This window comes from Amycolatopsis orientalis DSM 43388 (assembly GCF_000411975.1).
Lineage (GTDB): Bacteria > Actinomycetota > Actinomycetes > Mycobacteriales > Pseudonocardiaceae > Amycolatopsis > Amycolatopsis orientalis_D.
Map to the genome: position 1 here is coordinate 63986 of NZ_ASXG01000158.1, position 16377 is coordinate 80362.

The window sequence follows — 16377 nt, forward strand, 5'->3', positions numbered from 1 at the left end:
AGTCCCTGCCGGGCAAGCAGAGTCTCCGAGGGTGGCCCAGACTTGGCAACCGGTCCTGTGTCGGCGGGCCCTCCGCGAGTCGGGTTAGCTGCCGGGATCGCCCGCGGAGGTGTCTTTTCGCGCCGTTCCCTCGTGGCACCGTTGCGGGCAAGCTCTCCACAGCATCGAGCGAGACCGCCGAACGGGCCAGATCGGCAGCTCACTGCGAGCCGCGCGGCTTGCCCGCAGCTCCGACCTCGCGCCGTCGCCCGTCGAGCCGGTCGCCTGCTTCGCGCCGTTCCCGGCCGAGCTTTTCGCGGGTCGAGCCCGCCGAACCAGGCCCGGCCCGGTTGGTTGCTGGTCTCGCGTGCGGCGGTGTCTTCGCGCCGTTGGCCGTCGAGCCGGGTTCCGTTTCTGGTGCCGGTTCAGGCCGCAGATCTGATTGAGCCCGCCGAATCGGCCCAGGTCCGCGCCGCTGCGAGGCCCAGGTGCTGGTCTCGTTGCGGCGGTACCTTTGCGCCGTTGGCCGTCGCGTCGTTTCCGTCTCGGCCGGTGCGGGCCGCAGAATCGGTTGAGGCCGCCGAGCCGCGTCTGGGTCGGCTGGCTCGCTGCGAGGCGGGTTGGTTGCTGGTCTCACGTGCGGGGGTGTCTATGCGCGGTTCGCCGTGGCGCCTTTCCGTTCTCAGCGCTGGTGCTGGCGGCGGAACTGAGCGAGTCCGCCGAACCGAGTCCGGCCCGGTGGACTCGCCGTGAAGGGGGTTAATTGCTGGGCTCGCGTGCGGCAGAGTCTTCGGGCCGTCGGCCGTCGAGCTGGTCGCATTCCCCGCGCCGTTCCCGGCCGAGCTTTTCGCAGATCCGGTCGAGCCCGCCGAAACCACGCCCGGCCCGGTTGGTTGCTGGGCTCGCGTGCGGCGGTGTTTTCGCGCCGTTGGCCGTCGAACCGGGTTCCGTTTCTGGTGCCGGTTCAGGCCGCAGATCTGATTGAGCCCGCCCAACCGGCCCAGGTCCGCGCCGCTGCGAGTCGGCTTAGTTGCTGAGCTTGTCTGCGGCTGCGACTTCGCCCGAACTGAAGCGCCGTTCTCTGCCGAGTTGGCCGCAGGACTGAGCGAGCCCGCCGAACCGGGTCCGGGTCAGCGGGCTCGCTGCGAGCCAGGTCAGTTGCTGGGCTTGCCCGCCGCCTGGGGCTGGGACTTCGTCCCATTGGCCGTCGAGCCGTTCCCGTTCTTCGCGCCGTTCCCCGTCGAGGCTTCCGACCCGCCGTTCGTCGACAAGCCGTTCCCGGTCGGGGCCTTGGCCGTCGAACCGTTCCCGCCCTTCGGCTTGGGCGACGGCGACGGCGACGGTGAAGGCGCGGCCTTAGTCTCGACCGGCCCCGGCGATGGGTCCGGCTTGGCTGGGTCGTCTCCGCCGACCAGCTTCGAGGCGGCGGGCAGCACCGACTCCGACGGCAGCGCCGTCAGCAGGCTTTCGCTTCGGCCGAGCACCTCGTCCGCCAGTGCCAGGTTCTTGCGGGCCTGCTCGCGGATCTCGGCGAGCCGCTCGACCTTGCGCGTCGCCGCGGTGGTGCGCTGGGCCGCCTGCGTGGTCGCCTCGTCCAGACGGCGCTTGGCCTCCGCCGTCGCCTCCTCGACGCGGCGCGTCGCCTCCGCGGTGGCTTCCGCGATACGGCGTTCGGCCTGGTTTTTGCTGGCCGTGCGCTGGTCGGCGATCATCTTTTCGTGCGCGGTGCGCTCGGCGGTGATCTTCGCGTCGAAGTCGCGTTCGATCTTGCGGCGCTTGCGCTCGGCTTCGTTGTCGAGGAGTTCCCGGCGCTGCGCCGCCTCGACCGTCAGCCGCTGCACTTCGGCGCGGGTTTCCTTCAGCGCGGCCTCGTGCTCCGAGTGCAGCGCTTCGGCCTGCTTGTCCAGTTCCTCGACCAAGCGGCGGTACCGTTCGCGCAGCTTCGTGGACGCCTCGGTGGACGACGCCCAGTGCTTCTCGGCAGCCACTTCCGCGCGCTTGACGATCTCGTCGGCTCGCGCCTGCGCGAGCGTGACGGTGCGCTGCATCCGCTCGTCCAGGTCCTCGATCCGCTCCGGCGGCTTCATCAGTTCCTCGACCCGGGCCTGCAGCTTCGACACTTCGCCGCGCGCCGCCTCGAGTTCGCGCGACAGCGTGGCGACCTGGGCGGCCGCCGTGTCGCGGTCGGTGATCAGCCGGTGCAGCTGACCCTCGAGGTGGTCGAGGTACTGCCGCACCTCGGTGCGGTCGAAGCCGCGCCAGGCTTCGGTGTACTCGCGTCGCAGCGGGAGGAGGCCGTTGTCTCGCTCGGGAACCATGCCCACGACCGTACCCGCGCACCTGGCGTGCGTGCCGCCAGGAGTGGCGAATCACCGCCCCGGGTCGATTCTCCGAGTCGATCTCCCCTGAACGGCCTCACCCGCCGGCGAAGCCGTCACTACCAGTGGAACCCGCGCGACAGCCGGGCCAGCGCCATCGCCGCGCGCGACAGGTGTTTCTCGCCCCGCCCGATCTTCAGTTTCCCGCTGCCGCCCGCCGCCGCGGAATCCGGGAAAATCCGGAAACCCTGGTAGGCGATCGCGTCGGTGAGCCCCGGCGCGAGCGTGTACGTCAGGCCGATCGCCTGGCCCGCCGGGGTGCCGATGTGCTTCGGCCGCCGGATCAGCGCTTTCATCACCATGTCCGCCGCCTGCTCCGGCGATTTCGTCGGGAACGCGTCGTAGATCTTCGTCGGCCGGATCATCGGCGTGCGCACGAGCGGCATGTGGATGGTGGTGAAGGTGATCCCGTCGCCGTGCGTTTCGGTCGCCGCGATCCGGGAGAAGTAGTCCAGCGCGGCCTTCGACGCGGCGTAGGCGGAAAACCGCGGCGCGATTCCCTGCACGCCGATCGAGGAAACGTTCACGATGTGCCCGAATTTCCGCTCCGACATGTGCGGCAGGACCGCCAGGATCAGCCGCACCGCGCCGAAGTAGTTGATCGCCATCGCGCGCTCGTAGTCGTGCATCCGGTCGTACGACAGCTTGATCGAGCGCCGGATCGAGCGGCCGGCGTTGTTCACGAGCATGTCGATCCGGCCGTGTTCGGCGAGCATCGCGTCCACGGCCTTGTGCACCGAATCCTCGTCGGTGAGGTCCGCCGGGTACACCGACGCGGTGCCGCCCGCCGCGATGATCTCGTCGCGCACTTCCTCCAGTTCGTGCTGCCGGCGCGCGACCAGCAGCGGAACGCCGCCCGCCGCGGCGACCTTCAGCGCGGTGGCCCGCCCGATGCCCGACGACGCGCCGGTGATGATCACCCGCCGGCCGTCCAGTTCGCCGCGCGGACCGTGCTTGCGCGCGCGGAATGGGTCGAGGTGTTCGCGCCAGTAGCGCCACAGCGTCGGCGCGTACTCCTCGAGCTGCGGCACCTCGACGCCGCTTCCGGCCAGCGCCTTCCGCGTTTCCGCGGACGCGAACACCGACGGGAAAGCCATCGTCTCCAGCAGCACCGGCGGAATGCCGAGCCGCTCCAGCACCGCGTCGCGGGCGATGGTGAACCCGGGAATGTGCTCGCTGAGCTTGACCAGCCCGACGATGCCCTTCGACACTTTGTCGCCGAGCTGCACGGTGATCGTCGGCGCCCCGGCGGCGCGGGCGAACGCGTTGTAGACCGACACCACCGGCTGCGGCTCGGGGTTGACGAGGTGGAACGCGCGGCCATCGAGACCCGGCGTGGTGACCAGTTCCAGCAGGGCCTTCGCGACGTAGTCGACCGGAACCACGTTGGTGTCGCCCAGATCCGGGCCCGCGGACGGGAGGTCGGGCAGCCCGGCGAGCCTGCTGATCGCGGGGAACAGGTAGTACGGGCCGTCGATCTTGTCCATCTCGCCGGTCTGCGAATCGCCGACCACCACCGCGGGCCGGTACACCCGCCACGGCACCTCGTGCTGGTCGCGGACGAGCTTCTCCGCCTCGAACTTGGTGCGGTGATACGGGGTGATCAGCCGCTGGCCCACGTCGAACATGTCCTCGGTGAACAGCCCTTCGTGGTCGCCCGCGACGGCGACCGACGAGACATGGTGCAGGCAGCCGGCGTTCAGGTCCGCGGCGAGGTCGACGACGTTGCGCGTACCGTCCACATTGGCCCGGATGCTGGTTTCGTCGTCGGCGGTGAGGTCGTAGAGCGCGGCGAGGTGGATGACGTGGTCGACGCCGCGCAGCGCCTCCCGGTCCGCTTCGGACACTCCCATCAGCGGTTCGCCGAGATCGCCGGTCACCAGCGTCACGCGGTCCGGATGCGGCCATCCGTCGACGAGCGCGGCCAGCTTCTCCCGCGACGACGCGCGCACCACGAGCGCGACCCGCTCCACGTCCGGCCGGGTGAGCAGCTGCCGGGTGACCTGACGCCCGATCAACCCGGTCGCGCCCGTCACCAAAAACGTCGCCATCTCCATCACCCTCCGCCGTGCCGCCGCCTGAACCCATGGGCATTCTGCTGCATGGACGCCGCGCGGGCCACAACGCGGCAGGGTGATGTTACTCGCAAGTAACTTAGCAACGGCAAGCAGTTCCGCAGGTGGCGGCGGATTTCCGCGGCGCCCGGGGGCCGCGGAAACCGCGCGAATGGACCCTTCGCGCGGTATCAGCGGCGAGTGAGGGGACCCCTCACGCCGGATCCGCGATCACCACGCGGTTCTCCTCGTACCCGTCGCTCCCGCCGATCCACCGTCCGCCGCAGGTCACCAGCACTACCCGATGCGGCCCGGCTTGCCCGAAGAGGTCGTCCGCGCGGCTCGGCAGATCGTCCTTGTGCACGGTGACCAGCTGCGAAATCCGGTACCGGCTCGTCTTGCCCGCGCGGTCCACGATCGTCACCACGCCGCCGATCCGTTCGTTCCACAGTTCCGAGAACGGCCCGGTCGCGCCCCGCCAGTTCACGTGGCCGGCGAACACGCTCGCGCCGCTGACCGCGTCCAGTTCCGCGCCCCACCACGCCGCCTGGCCGATGTCCGAGGGCACCGGAAGCGTGTTGCCCGGGCCGAGGTCCTGGCGCACCATCGCCGCGGTCCCGCCGCCGGGCAGCCGGATCGTGCCCGGTGCCTGCGGTCCTGGTTCCGGAGCCTGCCGATGCTCCGCGGGCGCGGCCGGCGGGGCGGCGGCGGAACTGTTGGGCGCCGGCGCCGAACTGCTCGACGGCGGCGGCGCAGGCGCCAGCTGCTGCGGGGACGCGGCCGGAGCGGCGGCGGTGGCCGGGGACGCGCTCCCGGCCACCACCGTCGTCGGCGGCGAACTGATCACGACCGTCGCGAGTTCCACTGCCAGCACGCTTGCCGCGCCCAGCACGAACCCGCCGACCAGCCGTCCTTTTCCGGTCATCGCCCTTTGCTGCTTTCGCTTACCGCCGGGCCGACCGCCGAGCGGCGAACCCGACCAGCGCCGAACCGACGAGCACCAGCGCCGCGAGGCCCGCGATGCCGGCCGTGGAGAAGCTCGTTTCGACAGTGCCCTTCGCCATCGTCACCGGCAGGTCGCCGGCCGGGATCGCGTGCGGCACTTCGTTCGGTGTATTGGCCACAGTCAGCGCGAGTGTGCCGCCCGGCGTCAGCGATCCGCACGCGGCGGGCGGGTTGTTCGGGTCGAACGCGTTGGTGTAGCCCGGCGGCGCGTTCACCTCGACCACGCAGACCTCCTGCGGGGCCAGCAGATTCTCGACGGTCGCGGTGCCGTTGTCCCCGCTGGTGGTGACCACGGCGGGCTGCCCGTCGGGCCCGGTGAGCGGCTTGCCGTCCTGGCTGGTGGCCGCGGTCTTGCGGTCCTTGCCGGTGACCCGCAGCGTCGCGCCGCCGATGCCCTTGCCTGTCTTCGCGTCGGTCTTGGTGACCTGCACCTTGCCCGGCTTCGCGACGGCGACGACCCCCTGCGCGGTCAGCTGCTTTTCCCCGCCGGTGCCGACGACGCTCTGGATCCCGTCCTTGGTGTTGACCGGGTTCTGCACGGTCGGCTTGTCCGCGGGCGCGGACAACGAGGCGACGAGCTTCGGCTGGTCGCCGGCGGGCGTGACCTTCACCGTGACCGTGCCGTTCGCATCGGTCTTGATCGTCGTGTCCTTCTGCGCGGCCTGCGGCGCGGAGTTGCCGGACGAGGAATCGGACGCCTTCTCCGCGTCTGCCTGCTTGTCCGCCTGGCCGATGGTCCCGTCGGTGGCGGTCAGCTTCACCGGAACGTCCGGGATGCCTTTGCCTTTGGAGTTCTTCACCGTGACTGTCCAGGTCGCGGGCTGGCCGAGGTGCTGGTCGCCCTTCGGCGCGGTGACCGACGCGGTCCACGGGCCGCGGTTCGCCTCGGCCTCGGTCTTCATCTTGGCCACGTCGTTCTTGGCGTCCGCGGGCAGAGCGTCGAAGTACTTCTGCTCGGGATAGGCGGCCTTGTCCGGGGGCGTGCCGAAGTCCGTGTCGCCGGGCGTTCGCGATTTGGCGGTCCACGAGTGCAACAGGTGAGCCAGCGCGGCGGCCTCGTCGTTGTCGGAGGTGTTGCCGTAACGCAGCAACAGATACGAGATGTTGCCCGCGACGTCGGGCTGCAGCTTCTCGCCCCACTTCGTCAGCAGTTCATCGCCCGGCTGGTACGCCTCGTCGCTGCCCGGCGCCTTCAAGTGGAACCGAACGCAGAACACGTTCTTGCCGCCCACTTTGTACGAGCCGAGCCAATCCTCGTAATTGGTGCCGCCCTCGTTGTGGACGATGGGCAGGCCAGGGCCCTTCACCGGGTCTGGCGCAGCCGAGGCGATCCCCGGCGCGGTTGCGGAGAGTGCGCCGAGCAGTGCGGTCGCGACCAGCCCAGTGGCCGCGCGCCAGCGAGCGCGCGGGCGTGAGATCCACCCCATGGTGTGTTGGCTCCTTCGACGTGCCTGCCGACGCCTCAGCGGCGTCTTCGCAGTTCACCTGATCGAACAACTCCCCGACACGCGTTCGGTCACTTCCCGGACACGCGATGTGAAGGTTCGCGGGTCACCATGGTGGTTGTCTAGAGACCATCGGGTGACCTGCGGTGAACGGTCGTGACCTTCATCGCCTACGGTGGCCGTAACGCCGGTCGCCCACCCGCACGGGTGATGAGTAAAATCGGCTTTACTCGAACGGGAACCAGCGGGCCGCCGCGGTCGTTGAACCCGATGCAAGGTGCCAGAAAGTCCAGGAGGACAGGTGCGTTCCAGCAGCAACCCGGCGTTCCGCAATCTCCCGCGCGGCGCGGCCGCGACCGGGCAGTACGGGCCGAACGTCGGCTTCGACCAGCCCTACGGCCAGCCGCAGGGCCAGGGCGGCGTCCCGGGTTACGGCCCCGGCCAGATGGGCGCCGCGTCCGCCGACCGTCCGATGACGGTCGACGACGTCGTCATCAAGACCGGGATGTCGCTCGGCGTCGCGCTCGTCGTCGGCGTGCTCACCGCGATCTGGGCGCAGTCCCAGCTCGTGCGCGATTCGCTCGGCAGGCTCGCGCCGACCGGTCCGCTCCTCGGCGCGCTGATCGGCGGGCTCGTGGTGGGCCTCGTCGTGTCGCTCGTGATCATCTTCAAGCAGAAGCCGAGCGGTCCGCTCACCCTCGTCTACTCGGGTGCCGAGGGCCTGTTCCTCGGTGCGCTCAGCGGGCTGTTCGAGGTGTTCCTGCCGGGCATCGCCCTGCAGGCGCTCATCGGCACCGCCGGCGTGTTCGTCGCGATGCTGGTCGTCTACAAGACCGGCGCGGTGAAGGTCACGCCGAAGCTCACCAAGTGGATCGTCGGCGCGGTCGCCGGCGCGGCGATCCTGATGCTGGTCAACCTGATCACCGCGATCTTCTTCGGCTTCAACCCGCTGCGCGACGGCGGACCGATCGCCATCGTCTTCAGCCTGGTGGTCATCGGCATCGCCGCGTTCAGCTTCCTGCTCGACTTCGACCAGGCGGACAAGATGATCCGCGCCGGCATGCCGTCGAAGTGGGCCTGGTACGCCGCCTTCGGCCTGATGACCACGCTGGTGTGGCTGTACCTGGAGATCCTGCGCCTGCTGTCTTACCTGCGCGACTAGCCGTCGCGCAGGTTTCCCGGGAAGGGGCGCTCCGCCTTGCGCGGAGCGCCTTTTCTGTTTTTCTGCCCGGAACCTCTGCGCGCCCCCTCGACCGTCGTGTTGGATGTGCCCGGTCGGAATCTTTCTTTCGGGTTTGCGAGGTACCACGTGAGCGTCCCCCCGCACGGGCACGGACCGCAGCCGGGCTACGGCCAGAACGGCCCGTCGCCGTTCCAGCAGCACTACGGCCCGGGCGGGATGCCGCCCCAGCCGAGTCCCAAGCGCGCGTTCCCGACCCGGATGGTGGTGCTGATCGCCGTCGCGGTGGTGGTCGTGGTCGCGGGGGTCGCGATCGGCTTCTTCACGTTCGGCAACTCGACCAGCAACACCCACGCGAGCGACTGCATGCACATCGAGAAGTCCGGCTCGACCACCACGACGAAAACCGTCGACTGCGCGGACCCCGGCGCGAACGTCAAGGTCGCGGTCACCCGCGCCAGCCGGAGCGGAAGCTGCCCGCGGGGCGACTATTACCGCTACACCACCGGCGGAAAGAACCGCCGCGTGCTGTGCTTGATTCCCAACGTCCAGCAGGGGGATTGCCTCGCCGGACTCCAGACGGCCACCACGACCTACCATAAGGTCGCCTGCACGGACCCGCAGAAGAACGCGGAAATCGTCAAGGTGGTGCCCGGCGCGAAGGACCGTTCGGCGTGCGAGGGCAGCGGTTCGACTGCGGCCCGCTGGTACTCCGACCCGGAGGAAGCCATCTGCATCAAGAGCTGACCGGGGCGGTACAAAGGGGCCGTCCGGACGTCCGGTTTCGGCCGTTCGTCGCACTCCGTGAGACAGGCTGCGTCGGGGCCGCACCGGGACCTAACGTGGATCGCCGCCCGCCGCCGGGCGGGCCCCGTTCATCCCCGACACCCCCAGGAGACGTGGTGGCGACCACCGATTCCCCTGTCGAAGAGCGAAAACTCCTCGATTTCCCAACCTCCTGCGCGGCTCCGGCACCTCAACCGGAAGAGCCGGTCAAGGTCGTCCCGCTGGCCGTCGCCGCGGTGCTCGCGGTCGGGCTGACCGCCTACGTCTGGGCCGTGCACGGCGCGAAGTTCGGGGTCCTGCTCGTGCTGGGGCTGCTGCTCGGCCTCGCGCTTTTCCACTCCCGCTTCGGGTTCACGTCCGCGTGGCGGCAATTCATCGCGGTCGGCAACGGCCAGGGCCTTCGCGCGCACACCCTCCTGCTCGGCACGGCCGCGACGCTCATCGCCCTCATCTGCGGCACCGGTGCGGGCCTCTTCGGCAGCAAACCGCTGCCGGTGTCGAACGTCGGGCCGATCGGGCTCGCGTTGTTCGTCGGGGCCACGCTGTTCGCGATCGGCATGCAACTCGGCGGCGCGTGCGCGTCCGGGACGCTGTTCGCGGTCGGCGCCGGACAGTCGACGATCGTGCTGACCCTCGGCGGATTCATCACCGGCTCGGTCCTCTACACCTGGGGCTACCCGCTTTTCACCGGCTGGCCGCAGGTCTCCGGATTCCTGCTGTCCGACCACGTCGGCTGGTTCGGCTCATGGGCGATCACCGTCGCGGCGCTGGTCGCGATCGTCCTCGTGACCCGGGTCGTGCAGAAGCGCCGCGTGCCGCCGCCGGTCGACACCGTGCCGACCGCGCGCGGGTTCGCCCGGATCTTCCGCGGCTCCTGGCCGATCCTCGTCGGCGCGGTGGTGCTCGGCGTGCTGGCCGGCGCGGTGTACCTGGTTTCCGGCGGCATCTGGGGCGTCACGAGCGCGTTCAGCTTGTGGGGCGCGAAAATTCTCCAGGTGTTCGGACTGCATCCGGAGCACTGGGAGTTCTGGCGGCTGAAGGCGAACGCGGCGTCGCTGTCCAAACCGATCTGCCAGGACAAGACGAGCCTCACCGACATCGGCATCATGATCGGCGCGTTCGTCGCCGCGGCGGCCGCGGGCGCGTGGAAGATCCACAGCTCCATTCCGTGGCGCACCGCCGTGGCCGCGGTTCTCGGCGGAATCCTGATGGGCATCGGCGCGCGGCTGGCGAACGGCTGCAACATCGGCGCGTACCTCGGCGGCATTTCCGTCGGCAGCCTGCACGGCTGGCTGTGGGGCGCGTTCGCGCTTTTCGGCACCTGGATCGGGCTGAAACTGCGGCCGTTGTTCGGTTTGGGCAACCCTTCGCGCACGGACAGTATCTGCTGATTCGCGTGGGGGCTTTTCGCAGGTCACCGACGGCGCGAAAAGTCCCAACGCAATTCGTCCGGAAGCGAAAATGACTGCGTCCCCGTTTGCCGCTCGGCTAGTCTGGAGCGCGCGCAAGGGGGAACCGCGGTCGTATCGTCGCGTCGCGGGCTTGCGCTTCACCACTCACAGATGGGGTTCCGCATGTCCGCACCCGCGACTCCGGCCGCGCCGGATGCCGGTGACAAACTCGACCGGGGAGTGCTGAAGGTCGCTTCCGTGGTGGTGCTCGGCGCCATCATGGCGATCCTCGACACCACCGTGGTCAACGTCGCGCTCCAGAAGCTCACCATCCAGTTCAGCACGTCCTTCGACACGATCCAGTGGGTCGCGACCGGCTACATGCTGGCGCTGGCGACGGTCATCCCGGTCACCGGATGGGCGTCCGACCGGTTCGGCACGAAACGGCTGTACCTGCTCGCGATCGGCACCTTCCTGGTCGGCTCGATGCTGGCCGGGCTCGCCTGGAACGTCGAATCGCTGATCGCGTTCCGCGTCGTGCAGGGCCTCGGCGGCGGCATGCTGATGCCGGCCGGGATGACGATCCTGACCCGCGCGGCCGGTCCGCAGCGGATCGGCCGGGTGATGGCCGTGCTGGGCGTGCCGATGCTGCTCGGCCCGATCTGCGGCCCGATCCTCGGCGGCTGGCTGGTCGACTCGGTGAGCTGGCGCTGGATCTTCTACATCAACGTCCCGATCGGCGTGATCGCCTTCCTGCTCGCGCTGCGGCTGCTGCCGAAGGACAACCCGGAGCCCGCCAACCGGTTCGACTTCCTCGGCATGCTGATGGTCTCGCCGGGGCTGGCCGCGCTGATCTTCGGCGTCTCGCGGATCCCGTCGACCGGCACTGTCGCCGACCTCGAGGTCTGGCTGCCCGCGCTGGCCGGGATCGTGCTGCTGGTCGCTTTCGTGCTGCGGGCGCGGACCATGGAGAACCCGCTGATCGACCTGAAGCTGTTCGGCAACCGGTCGTTCTCGGTCGCGATGATCACGATGGCGGTGTTCTGCGTCGGGTTCTTCGGCGCGATGCTGTTGCTGCCCACGTATTTCGTGCTGGTGCGCGGCGAAACCGCGCTGAACGCCGGTCTGCTGCTGGCCCCGCAGGGCCTCGGCGCGATGCTGGCGATGCCGATCACCGGGCGGCTGGCGGACAAGATCGCGCCGCGCCGGATCGTGGTGCCCGGCCTGGTCCTGATCGCGCTGGGCATGGTGGTGTTCACGCAGGTCAGCGCGACCACGCCGTACTGGCAGCTGTTGTCCGCGCTGTTCGTGATGGGCATCGGCATGGGCTGCACGATGATGCCGATCACCTCGGCCGCGCTGCAGACGTTGCAGCCCAAGGACATGGCGAAGGCGTCGACCGCGACGAACATCCTGCAGCAGACCGCGGGCGCGATCGGGTCCGCGGTGATGTCGATCATCCTGGCCGCGCTGCTCGCCGGGAAGTTCGGCGTGCCGACGAGCCAGGGCCAGCTGGTCGCCACCGCGGCGACGATGAACCCGGCTACGCACGACGCCGCGGCCGGACTCGCCGGCGAGTCGTTCGCGACGACGTTCCTGTGGGGAACGATCCTGCTGGCGGTGTGTCTGGTGCCGGCGTTCTTCCTGCCGAAGAAGCGCGTGGTGCCCACGGCGACGGAATCCGACGAGGCCGCTCCGCCGGTGCTGATGCACTGACGCACTCGAGAAAGGGCCGCCCGCGTTTTCGCGGGCGGCCCTTTCCTATGCGGACACCGGCTCGTGCGCGGCCCGCGGCGCGAGGATCACCCCGGCCAGCAAGACAACGGCGGCGAGCAGGAACACGATCGGCAGCGCCGCGCCGCTGTCGGCTGCCAGGGTGATCCATCCGAACACCGCGATGCCCAGCGATCCGCCGATCTGGCGGGCGAAAGTCAGAGTCGCCAGGCCAGCGCCGAGAACGTCCTTCGGCACCATCGACTGGGCGAGCAGCGTGTACGCCTGCATGGACAGGCCCAGCGCGGCACCGCTGCACGCCAAACCGACCACTATGGCCAGCGTGCGTAACCCGCCTGGTGCCAGCGGAATCGAGGCTGTGCAAAGCATCCCCACGACGCCGAGCACCAAGCCGAGCCGTCCCCAAGCGGTGACGCGAGGCCAGCGTCGGGCGAGAAGCGCGAACCCGCTGGTGACCACCACCTGCCCGACGCTCATTGGCAGCAGCAGAAGTCCGGTCGCCGCCGGGTTCTCGCTGATCACCAATGGCACGTAAGTGAAGCTGCCGAACAACGCCACGCCACTCAGCAAGGTGACTGCGACAGCCCGGGCCACCCCCGGCTCGGCGAACAACCGGGGCGGAATGAGCGGAGCGGCAGCACGCCGTTCGACGCGGACGAACGCCACGGTCCCGGCGAGCGCGACGGCGGCGAGCACCGGCGCGGCGACCGGATCACGGGCGAGCGCGTCGCTGCTGCCCAGCGCGACGATGCTGCCGCCGACCAGCGCGACCAGCACCGCACCGGCCACGTCGAACCCGCGTCGAGCAGCCTGCTCCCGCTTGCCGGGCACCGACCGGATTCCCAGCACCAGAGCCAGAACGCTGACCGGAAGGTTGACCAGGAAGATCGACGGCCACCCCGCGCTGCTGGCCGCCAGCAGCCCGCCCAGTGGAGCCCCGCCGATCGAGGACACCGCGAACACCGCGGTCAGCCAGCCCTGCCTGCGCACCATTTCCGCCCGGTCGAACAGTTCGGCCATCGCGGCCACCGCGGCCACGATCAACCCGCTGCCGCCAAGGCCCTGCACCGCGCGCAAGCCGATCAGCGCGGTCAGATCGGGCACCAGCGCGCAGCCGAGCGACGCGAGCGCGAAGACCGTTACCGAGCCGACGAACATCCGCCGCCGGCCCCAGCGGTCGCCGAGGCTTCCATGCACCGGCGTGGCAACTGCGACCGCCAGCAGATACGCCGCGGTCACCCCGCCCACCGCGCCTGGATTCCCCAGGTCGGCCCCGATCGAGGGCAACGCCGCGACGACCACGTTGGTGTCCAGGGCTGCCATCAGCATGCCCAGGAGGAGCGCGGCGAACGCGGCGGCGCGCGAGGATATATGCATATCGCACACGTTATGCGTGCGTATCGCATGCAGTCAAGGTAGGCTGGCGCGGTGGCCGCATCGAACGACAAGACCGTTTCGGACAATGCATCGCTCGCCGAGGCGGGTCCCGCCCTGTTCCGGTTGGTCCGCTACTGGTCGCGGCGCTGGATTCTGCGCACCTCCGCCGAGCTCACCGGCGAAATGCGGCACGTGCAGCACATCCTCGCCGTCGAGGCGGTCGACACCGCCGGCGCGCGCACGGACGAGGTCACCGTCGCGACGGTCGCGGACCACCTCGGCCTCGATCACTCCGGAGCCAGCCGCATGGTCCGCGACGCCACCTCGGCCGGCTACCTCGTTCGCTCCACGTCTGGTCAGGACCGCCGCCGCGCTTCGCTCCAGCTCACCGACACCGGTCGCGAACTGCTCGCCGGATCGCACCAATGGCAGCGGCACACGTTCGACGAACTCACCGCGGGCTGGTCGCCCGCCGACCGGCAGCGCTTCGCCGGCTATCTGCTCCGCCTCGAAAACCAGCTCGAACGCTGAAAAGGGCCGCCCGCGAAACCTCGCGGGCGGCCCTTTTCGTTGCCGGAACTAGGAAAGCCGCTCCAGCACCATCGCCATGCCCTGTCCGCCGCCGACGCACATCGTCTCCAGGCCGAACTGCTTGTCGTGGTGCTGCAGGGAGTTGATCAGCGTCGAGGTGATCCGCGCGCCGGTCATGCCGAACGGGTGGCCGACCGCGATCGCGCCGCCGTTGACGTTCAGCCGGTCCAGGTCGATGCCCAGGTCGCGGTAGGACGGGATGACCTGCGCGGCGAACGCCTCGTTGATCTCCACCAGGTCGATGTCCGAAATGGACAGTCCGGCGCGGGCCAGCGCCTGCTTCGACGCCTCGACCGGGCCGTAGCCCATGATCTCCGGCGACAGGCCGGTGACGCCGGTCGACACGACGCGCGCCAGCGGCGTCAGGCCCAGTTCGCGGGCCTTCGTGTCGGACATGATCACGACGGCCGCCGCGCCGTCGTTGAGCGGGCAGCAGTTGCCCGCGGTGATCCGGCCGTCCGGGCGGAAGACCGGCTTCAGCCCGGACACGCCCTCGAGCGTGACGCCCGCGCGCGGCCCGTCGTCCTTCGACACGACCGTGCCGTCCGGCAGCGTGACCGGCGTGATGTCCTTGGCCCAGAAGCCGTCCGCGATGGCCTTCTCGGCGAGGTTCTGCGACCGCACGCCGAACTCGTCCATCTCCTCGCGGGTGATGCCCTTGAGCCGCGCGAGGTTCTCCGCGGTCTGGCCCATCGCGATGTAGACGTCCGGGAGCTGCCCGTTCTCGCGCGGGTCCTGCCAGCTGTCCGCGCCGGACTCGGCGGTGGCCTGCGTGCGGGCCTCGGCCTCGGCGAACAGCGGGTTGTGCGTGTCCGGCCAGGAGTCGGAGCTGCCCTTGGCGAACCGCGACACGGTCTCGACGCCCGCCGAGACGAAGACGTCGCCCTCGCCGGCCTTGATCGCGTGCAGCGCCATCCGGGTGGTCTGCAAGCTGGAGGAGCAGTACCGGGTGATCGTGCAGCCGGGCAGGTGGTCGTAGCCGAGTTCGACGGCCACCGCGCGGCCCATGTTGAAGCCGGACTCGCCGCCGGGCAGGCCGCAGCCGAGCATCAGGTCGTCGATGTCGGCCGGGTCGAGCTGGGGCACCTTGTCCAGCGCCGCGCGCACCATCTGCACGGCCAGGTCGTCGGGGCGCATCCCGACCAGCGAGCCCTTCCCGGCGCGGCCGATCGGGGAGCGGGCGGTGGAGACGATGACAGCTTCGGGCATGACAGACACATCCTCGGGTCGGCGGCACTAAGCGGTTGCTCACCATCTTGCCGTCTCCGGCGTCGGTTCGAAAGCCGAAGGCGACATGCACCACCATGCGCCCGTGGGAGGATTTCCGGCGTGACCGAGCGCAACCGGGTGTTGTCCACGCGCACGATCGCCTGGTGGGGGACCGGCATCGTGCTGCTCGCGGCCGTCGCGGCGGCGCTGCTGCTGTGGCTGCTCGGCGGCGGCACCCCGGCGGATTCGGCTCGGCTCGACGCGTTGCGCACGGCCTCGAGCATCGTCGTCGGGACCGGCGGCGCGGCCGCGCTCCTGCTCGCCGCGCGCCGGCAGCGGTCCGCGGAGCTGGATCTGGAACAGAAGGACCACGACGCGACCGAGCGCCGGATCACCGACATGTACGGCAAGGCCGCCGACCAGCTCGGCAGCGACAAGGCCCCGGTCCGGCTGGCCGGTCTGTACGCGCTCGAACGGCTCGCGCAGAGCCACGCGGACCAGCGGCAGACCATCGTCAACGTGCTCTGCGCGTACCTGCGGATGCCGCTCGACGGCACCGCCGAAGAAGTCCAGGTGCGCAAGGCCGCGCAGCGGATCCTGATGCTGCACCTGCGCCCGGGGAACGGAGCGGAGCCGACCGGGGCGTACTGGCCGGACATCGACCTCGACTTCTCCGGAGCGACACTCATCGCGCTGTCCCTCACCCACTGCCGAATCCGTTCCATCGTCTGCTACCAGACCGAATTCCAGGAAATCGCGACGTTCCGCGGCGCCGAATTCCGCACCAAAGCGGATTTCCACGAAGCCACCTTTCACCAACGCGCGGACTTCCGCGGCACGGTCTTCCCCGGCGAGCGCGACGTCTTCCGCGGCACGAAGTTCGAGCAGCACGCGGAGTTCGGGGTCAATTCGGAAGCCCGGCTGGCCGGTGCGCTCGCGAAACCCGGATACAAACGCACCTGGCCGCCCGGCTGGACCGAAGAACCCGGCGACGACGGCTGGCTCCGGCTGGTTCCTTCGGGTGTTCCGGAATAACGGCGGAACCACTAAGATCCGTGAAGAGTCAACAAGAAGAAGATCCCCACAGGAGGTGAACCGGCAATGGGCGCCAGCAAGCGTTGGTGTGCGGCACTGCGGGCCGGGACGGATCTCCGGGACGGGATCACGGATCGGCGTGCGGCGGCCCTCGGGCCGAACCCGGTGTCGACGCGCGGCTTGGTGGCTGCCTGAGGTCCGCGCCGGGGAGGC

Annotated in this window: 12 protein-coding genes; 6 read left to right on the plus strand and 6 right to left on the minus strand. The window is 69.8% G+C overall.

Annotation, left to right across the window (positions count from 1 at the left end; translation table 11 throughout):
- Positions 1-1133: 1133 nt before the first annotated feature.
- The 4 genes from L942_RS32870 to L942_RS32885 form a co-directional block, all read right to left on the minus strand.
- Complete coding sequence (locus tag L942_RS32870; RefSeq protein WP_037367786.1) at positions 1134-2297, minus strand: cell division protein DivIVA; 1164 nt, start codon at positions 2295-2297, stop codon at positions 1134-1136.
- Positions 2298-2416: 119 nt separating this feature from the next.
- On the minus strand, positions 2417-4408 hold the full coding sequence (locus L942_RS32875) for an SDR family oxidoreductase (RefSeq protein ID WP_037367877.1): 1992 nt from the start codon (positions 4406-4408) through the stop codon (positions 2417-2419).
- Positions 4409-4625: 217 nt separating this feature from the next.
- On the minus strand, positions 4626-5336 hold the full coding sequence (locus L942_RS32880; protein ID WP_037367787.1) for a class F sortase: 711 nt from the start codon (positions 5334-5336) through the stop codon (positions 4626-4628).
- Positions 5337-5355: 19 nt separating this feature from the next.
- On the minus strand, positions 5356-6843 hold the full coding sequence (locus L942_RS32885) for an MSCRAMM family protein (RefSeq protein ID WP_037367789.1): 1488 nt from the start codon (positions 6841-6843) through the stop codon (positions 5356-5358).
- A 319-nt stretch (positions 6844-7162) separates the two neighbouring features.
- On the opposite strand from L942_RS32885, the gene L942_RS32890 reads away from it, so the two are divergent.
- The 4 genes from L942_RS32890 to L942_RS32905 all read left to right on the plus strand — a co-directional run bounded on the left by L942_RS32890 (position 7163) and on the right by L942_RS32905 (position 11934).
- Positions 7163-8023, plus strand: a complete 861-nt coding sequence (locus tag L942_RS32890) for a Bax inhibitor-1/YccA family protein (RefSeq protein WP_037367790.1) — start codon at positions 7163-7165, stop codon at positions 8021-8023.
- A gap of 147 nt (positions 8024-8170) precedes the next feature.
- Positions 8171-8788 carry an LppU/SCO3897 family protein gene (locus L942_RS32895; protein ID WP_200863005.1) on the plus strand — a complete coding sequence of 206 codons (618 nt, stop codon included), beginning with the start codon at positions 8171-8173 and terminating at the stop codon, positions 8786-8788.
- 152 nt (positions 8789-8940) lie between these two features.
- A complete protein-coding gene (locus L942_RS32900) occupies positions 8941-10218 on the plus strand; it encodes a YeeE/YedE family protein (RefSeq protein WP_440201351.1) in 1278 nt (425 codons plus the stop codon).
- 183 nt (positions 10219-10401) lie between these two features.
- The gene (locus L942_RS32905) at positions 10402-11934 is read left to right on the plus strand and encodes a DHA2 family efflux MFS transporter permease subunit (RefSeq protein ID WP_037367794.1); all 1533 of its coding nucleotides are present in this window, start codon (positions 10402-10404) and stop codon (positions 11932-11934) included.
- Between the two features lie 45 nt (positions 11935-11979).
- Here L942_RS32905 and L942_RS32910 read toward each other — a convergent pair whose 3' ends face one another.
- Complete coding sequence (locus L942_RS32910; RefSeq protein WP_037367795.1) at positions 11980-13329, minus strand: MFS transporter; 1350 nt, start codon at positions 13327-13329, stop codon at positions 11980-11982.
- Positions 13330-13380: 51 nt separating this feature from the next.
- Here L942_RS32910 and L942_RS32915 point away from each other — a divergent pair, with 51 nt between their 5' ends.
- On the plus strand, positions 13381-13860 hold the full coding sequence (locus tag L942_RS32915) for a MarR family winged helix-turn-helix transcriptional regulator (RefSeq protein WP_051166412.1): 480 nt from the start codon (positions 13381-13383) through the stop codon (positions 13858-13860).
- Positions 13861-13908: 48 nt separating this feature from the next.
- On the opposite strand, the gene L942_RS32920 is transcribed toward L942_RS32915, so the two are convergent.
- Positions 13909-15129, minus strand: coding sequence for an acetyl-CoA C-acetyltransferase (locus L942_RS32920; protein ID WP_037367797.1), 1221 nt, complete (start codon positions 15127-15129; stop codon positions 13909-13911).
- A gap of 120 nt (positions 15130-15249) precedes the next feature.
- Between L942_RS32920 and L942_RS32925 the strand changes: the two genes are divergently transcribed.
- Complete coding sequence (locus L942_RS32925) at positions 15250-16164, plus strand: pentapeptide repeat-containing protein (protein ID WP_106965120.1); 915 nt, start codon at positions 15250-15252, stop codon at positions 16162-16164.
- Positions 16165-16377: the final 213 nt, after the last annotated feature.

Coding starts and splice junctions, on each gene's coding strand:
- L942_RS32870 (WP_037367786.1), bottom strand. CDS start 2,297: ATGGTTCCCGAGCGAGACAACGGCCTCCTCCCGCTGCGACGCGAGTAC.
- L942_RS32875 (WP_037367877.1), bottom strand. CDS start 4,408: ATGGCGACGTTTTTGGTGACGGGCGCGACCGGGTTGATCGGGCGTCAG.
- L942_RS32880 (WP_037367787.1), bottom strand. CDS start 5,336: ATGACCGGAAAAGGACGGCTGGTCGGCGGGTTCGTGCTGGGCGCGGCA.
- L942_RS32885 (WP_037367789.1), bottom strand. CDS start 6,843: ATGGGGTGGATCTCACGCCCGCGCGCTCGCTGGCGCGCGGCCACTGGG.
- L942_RS32905 (WP_037367794.1), top strand. CDS start 10,402: ATGTCCGCACCCGCGACTCCGGCCGCGCCGGATGCCGGTGACAAACTC.
- L942_RS32910 (WP_037367795.1), bottom strand. CDS start 13,329: ATGCATATATCCTCGCGCGCCGCCGCGTTCGCCGCGCTCCTCCTGGGC.
- L942_RS32920 (WP_037367797.1), bottom strand. CDS start 15,129: ATGCCCGAAGCTGTCATCGTCTCCACCGCCCGCTCCCCGATCGGCCGC.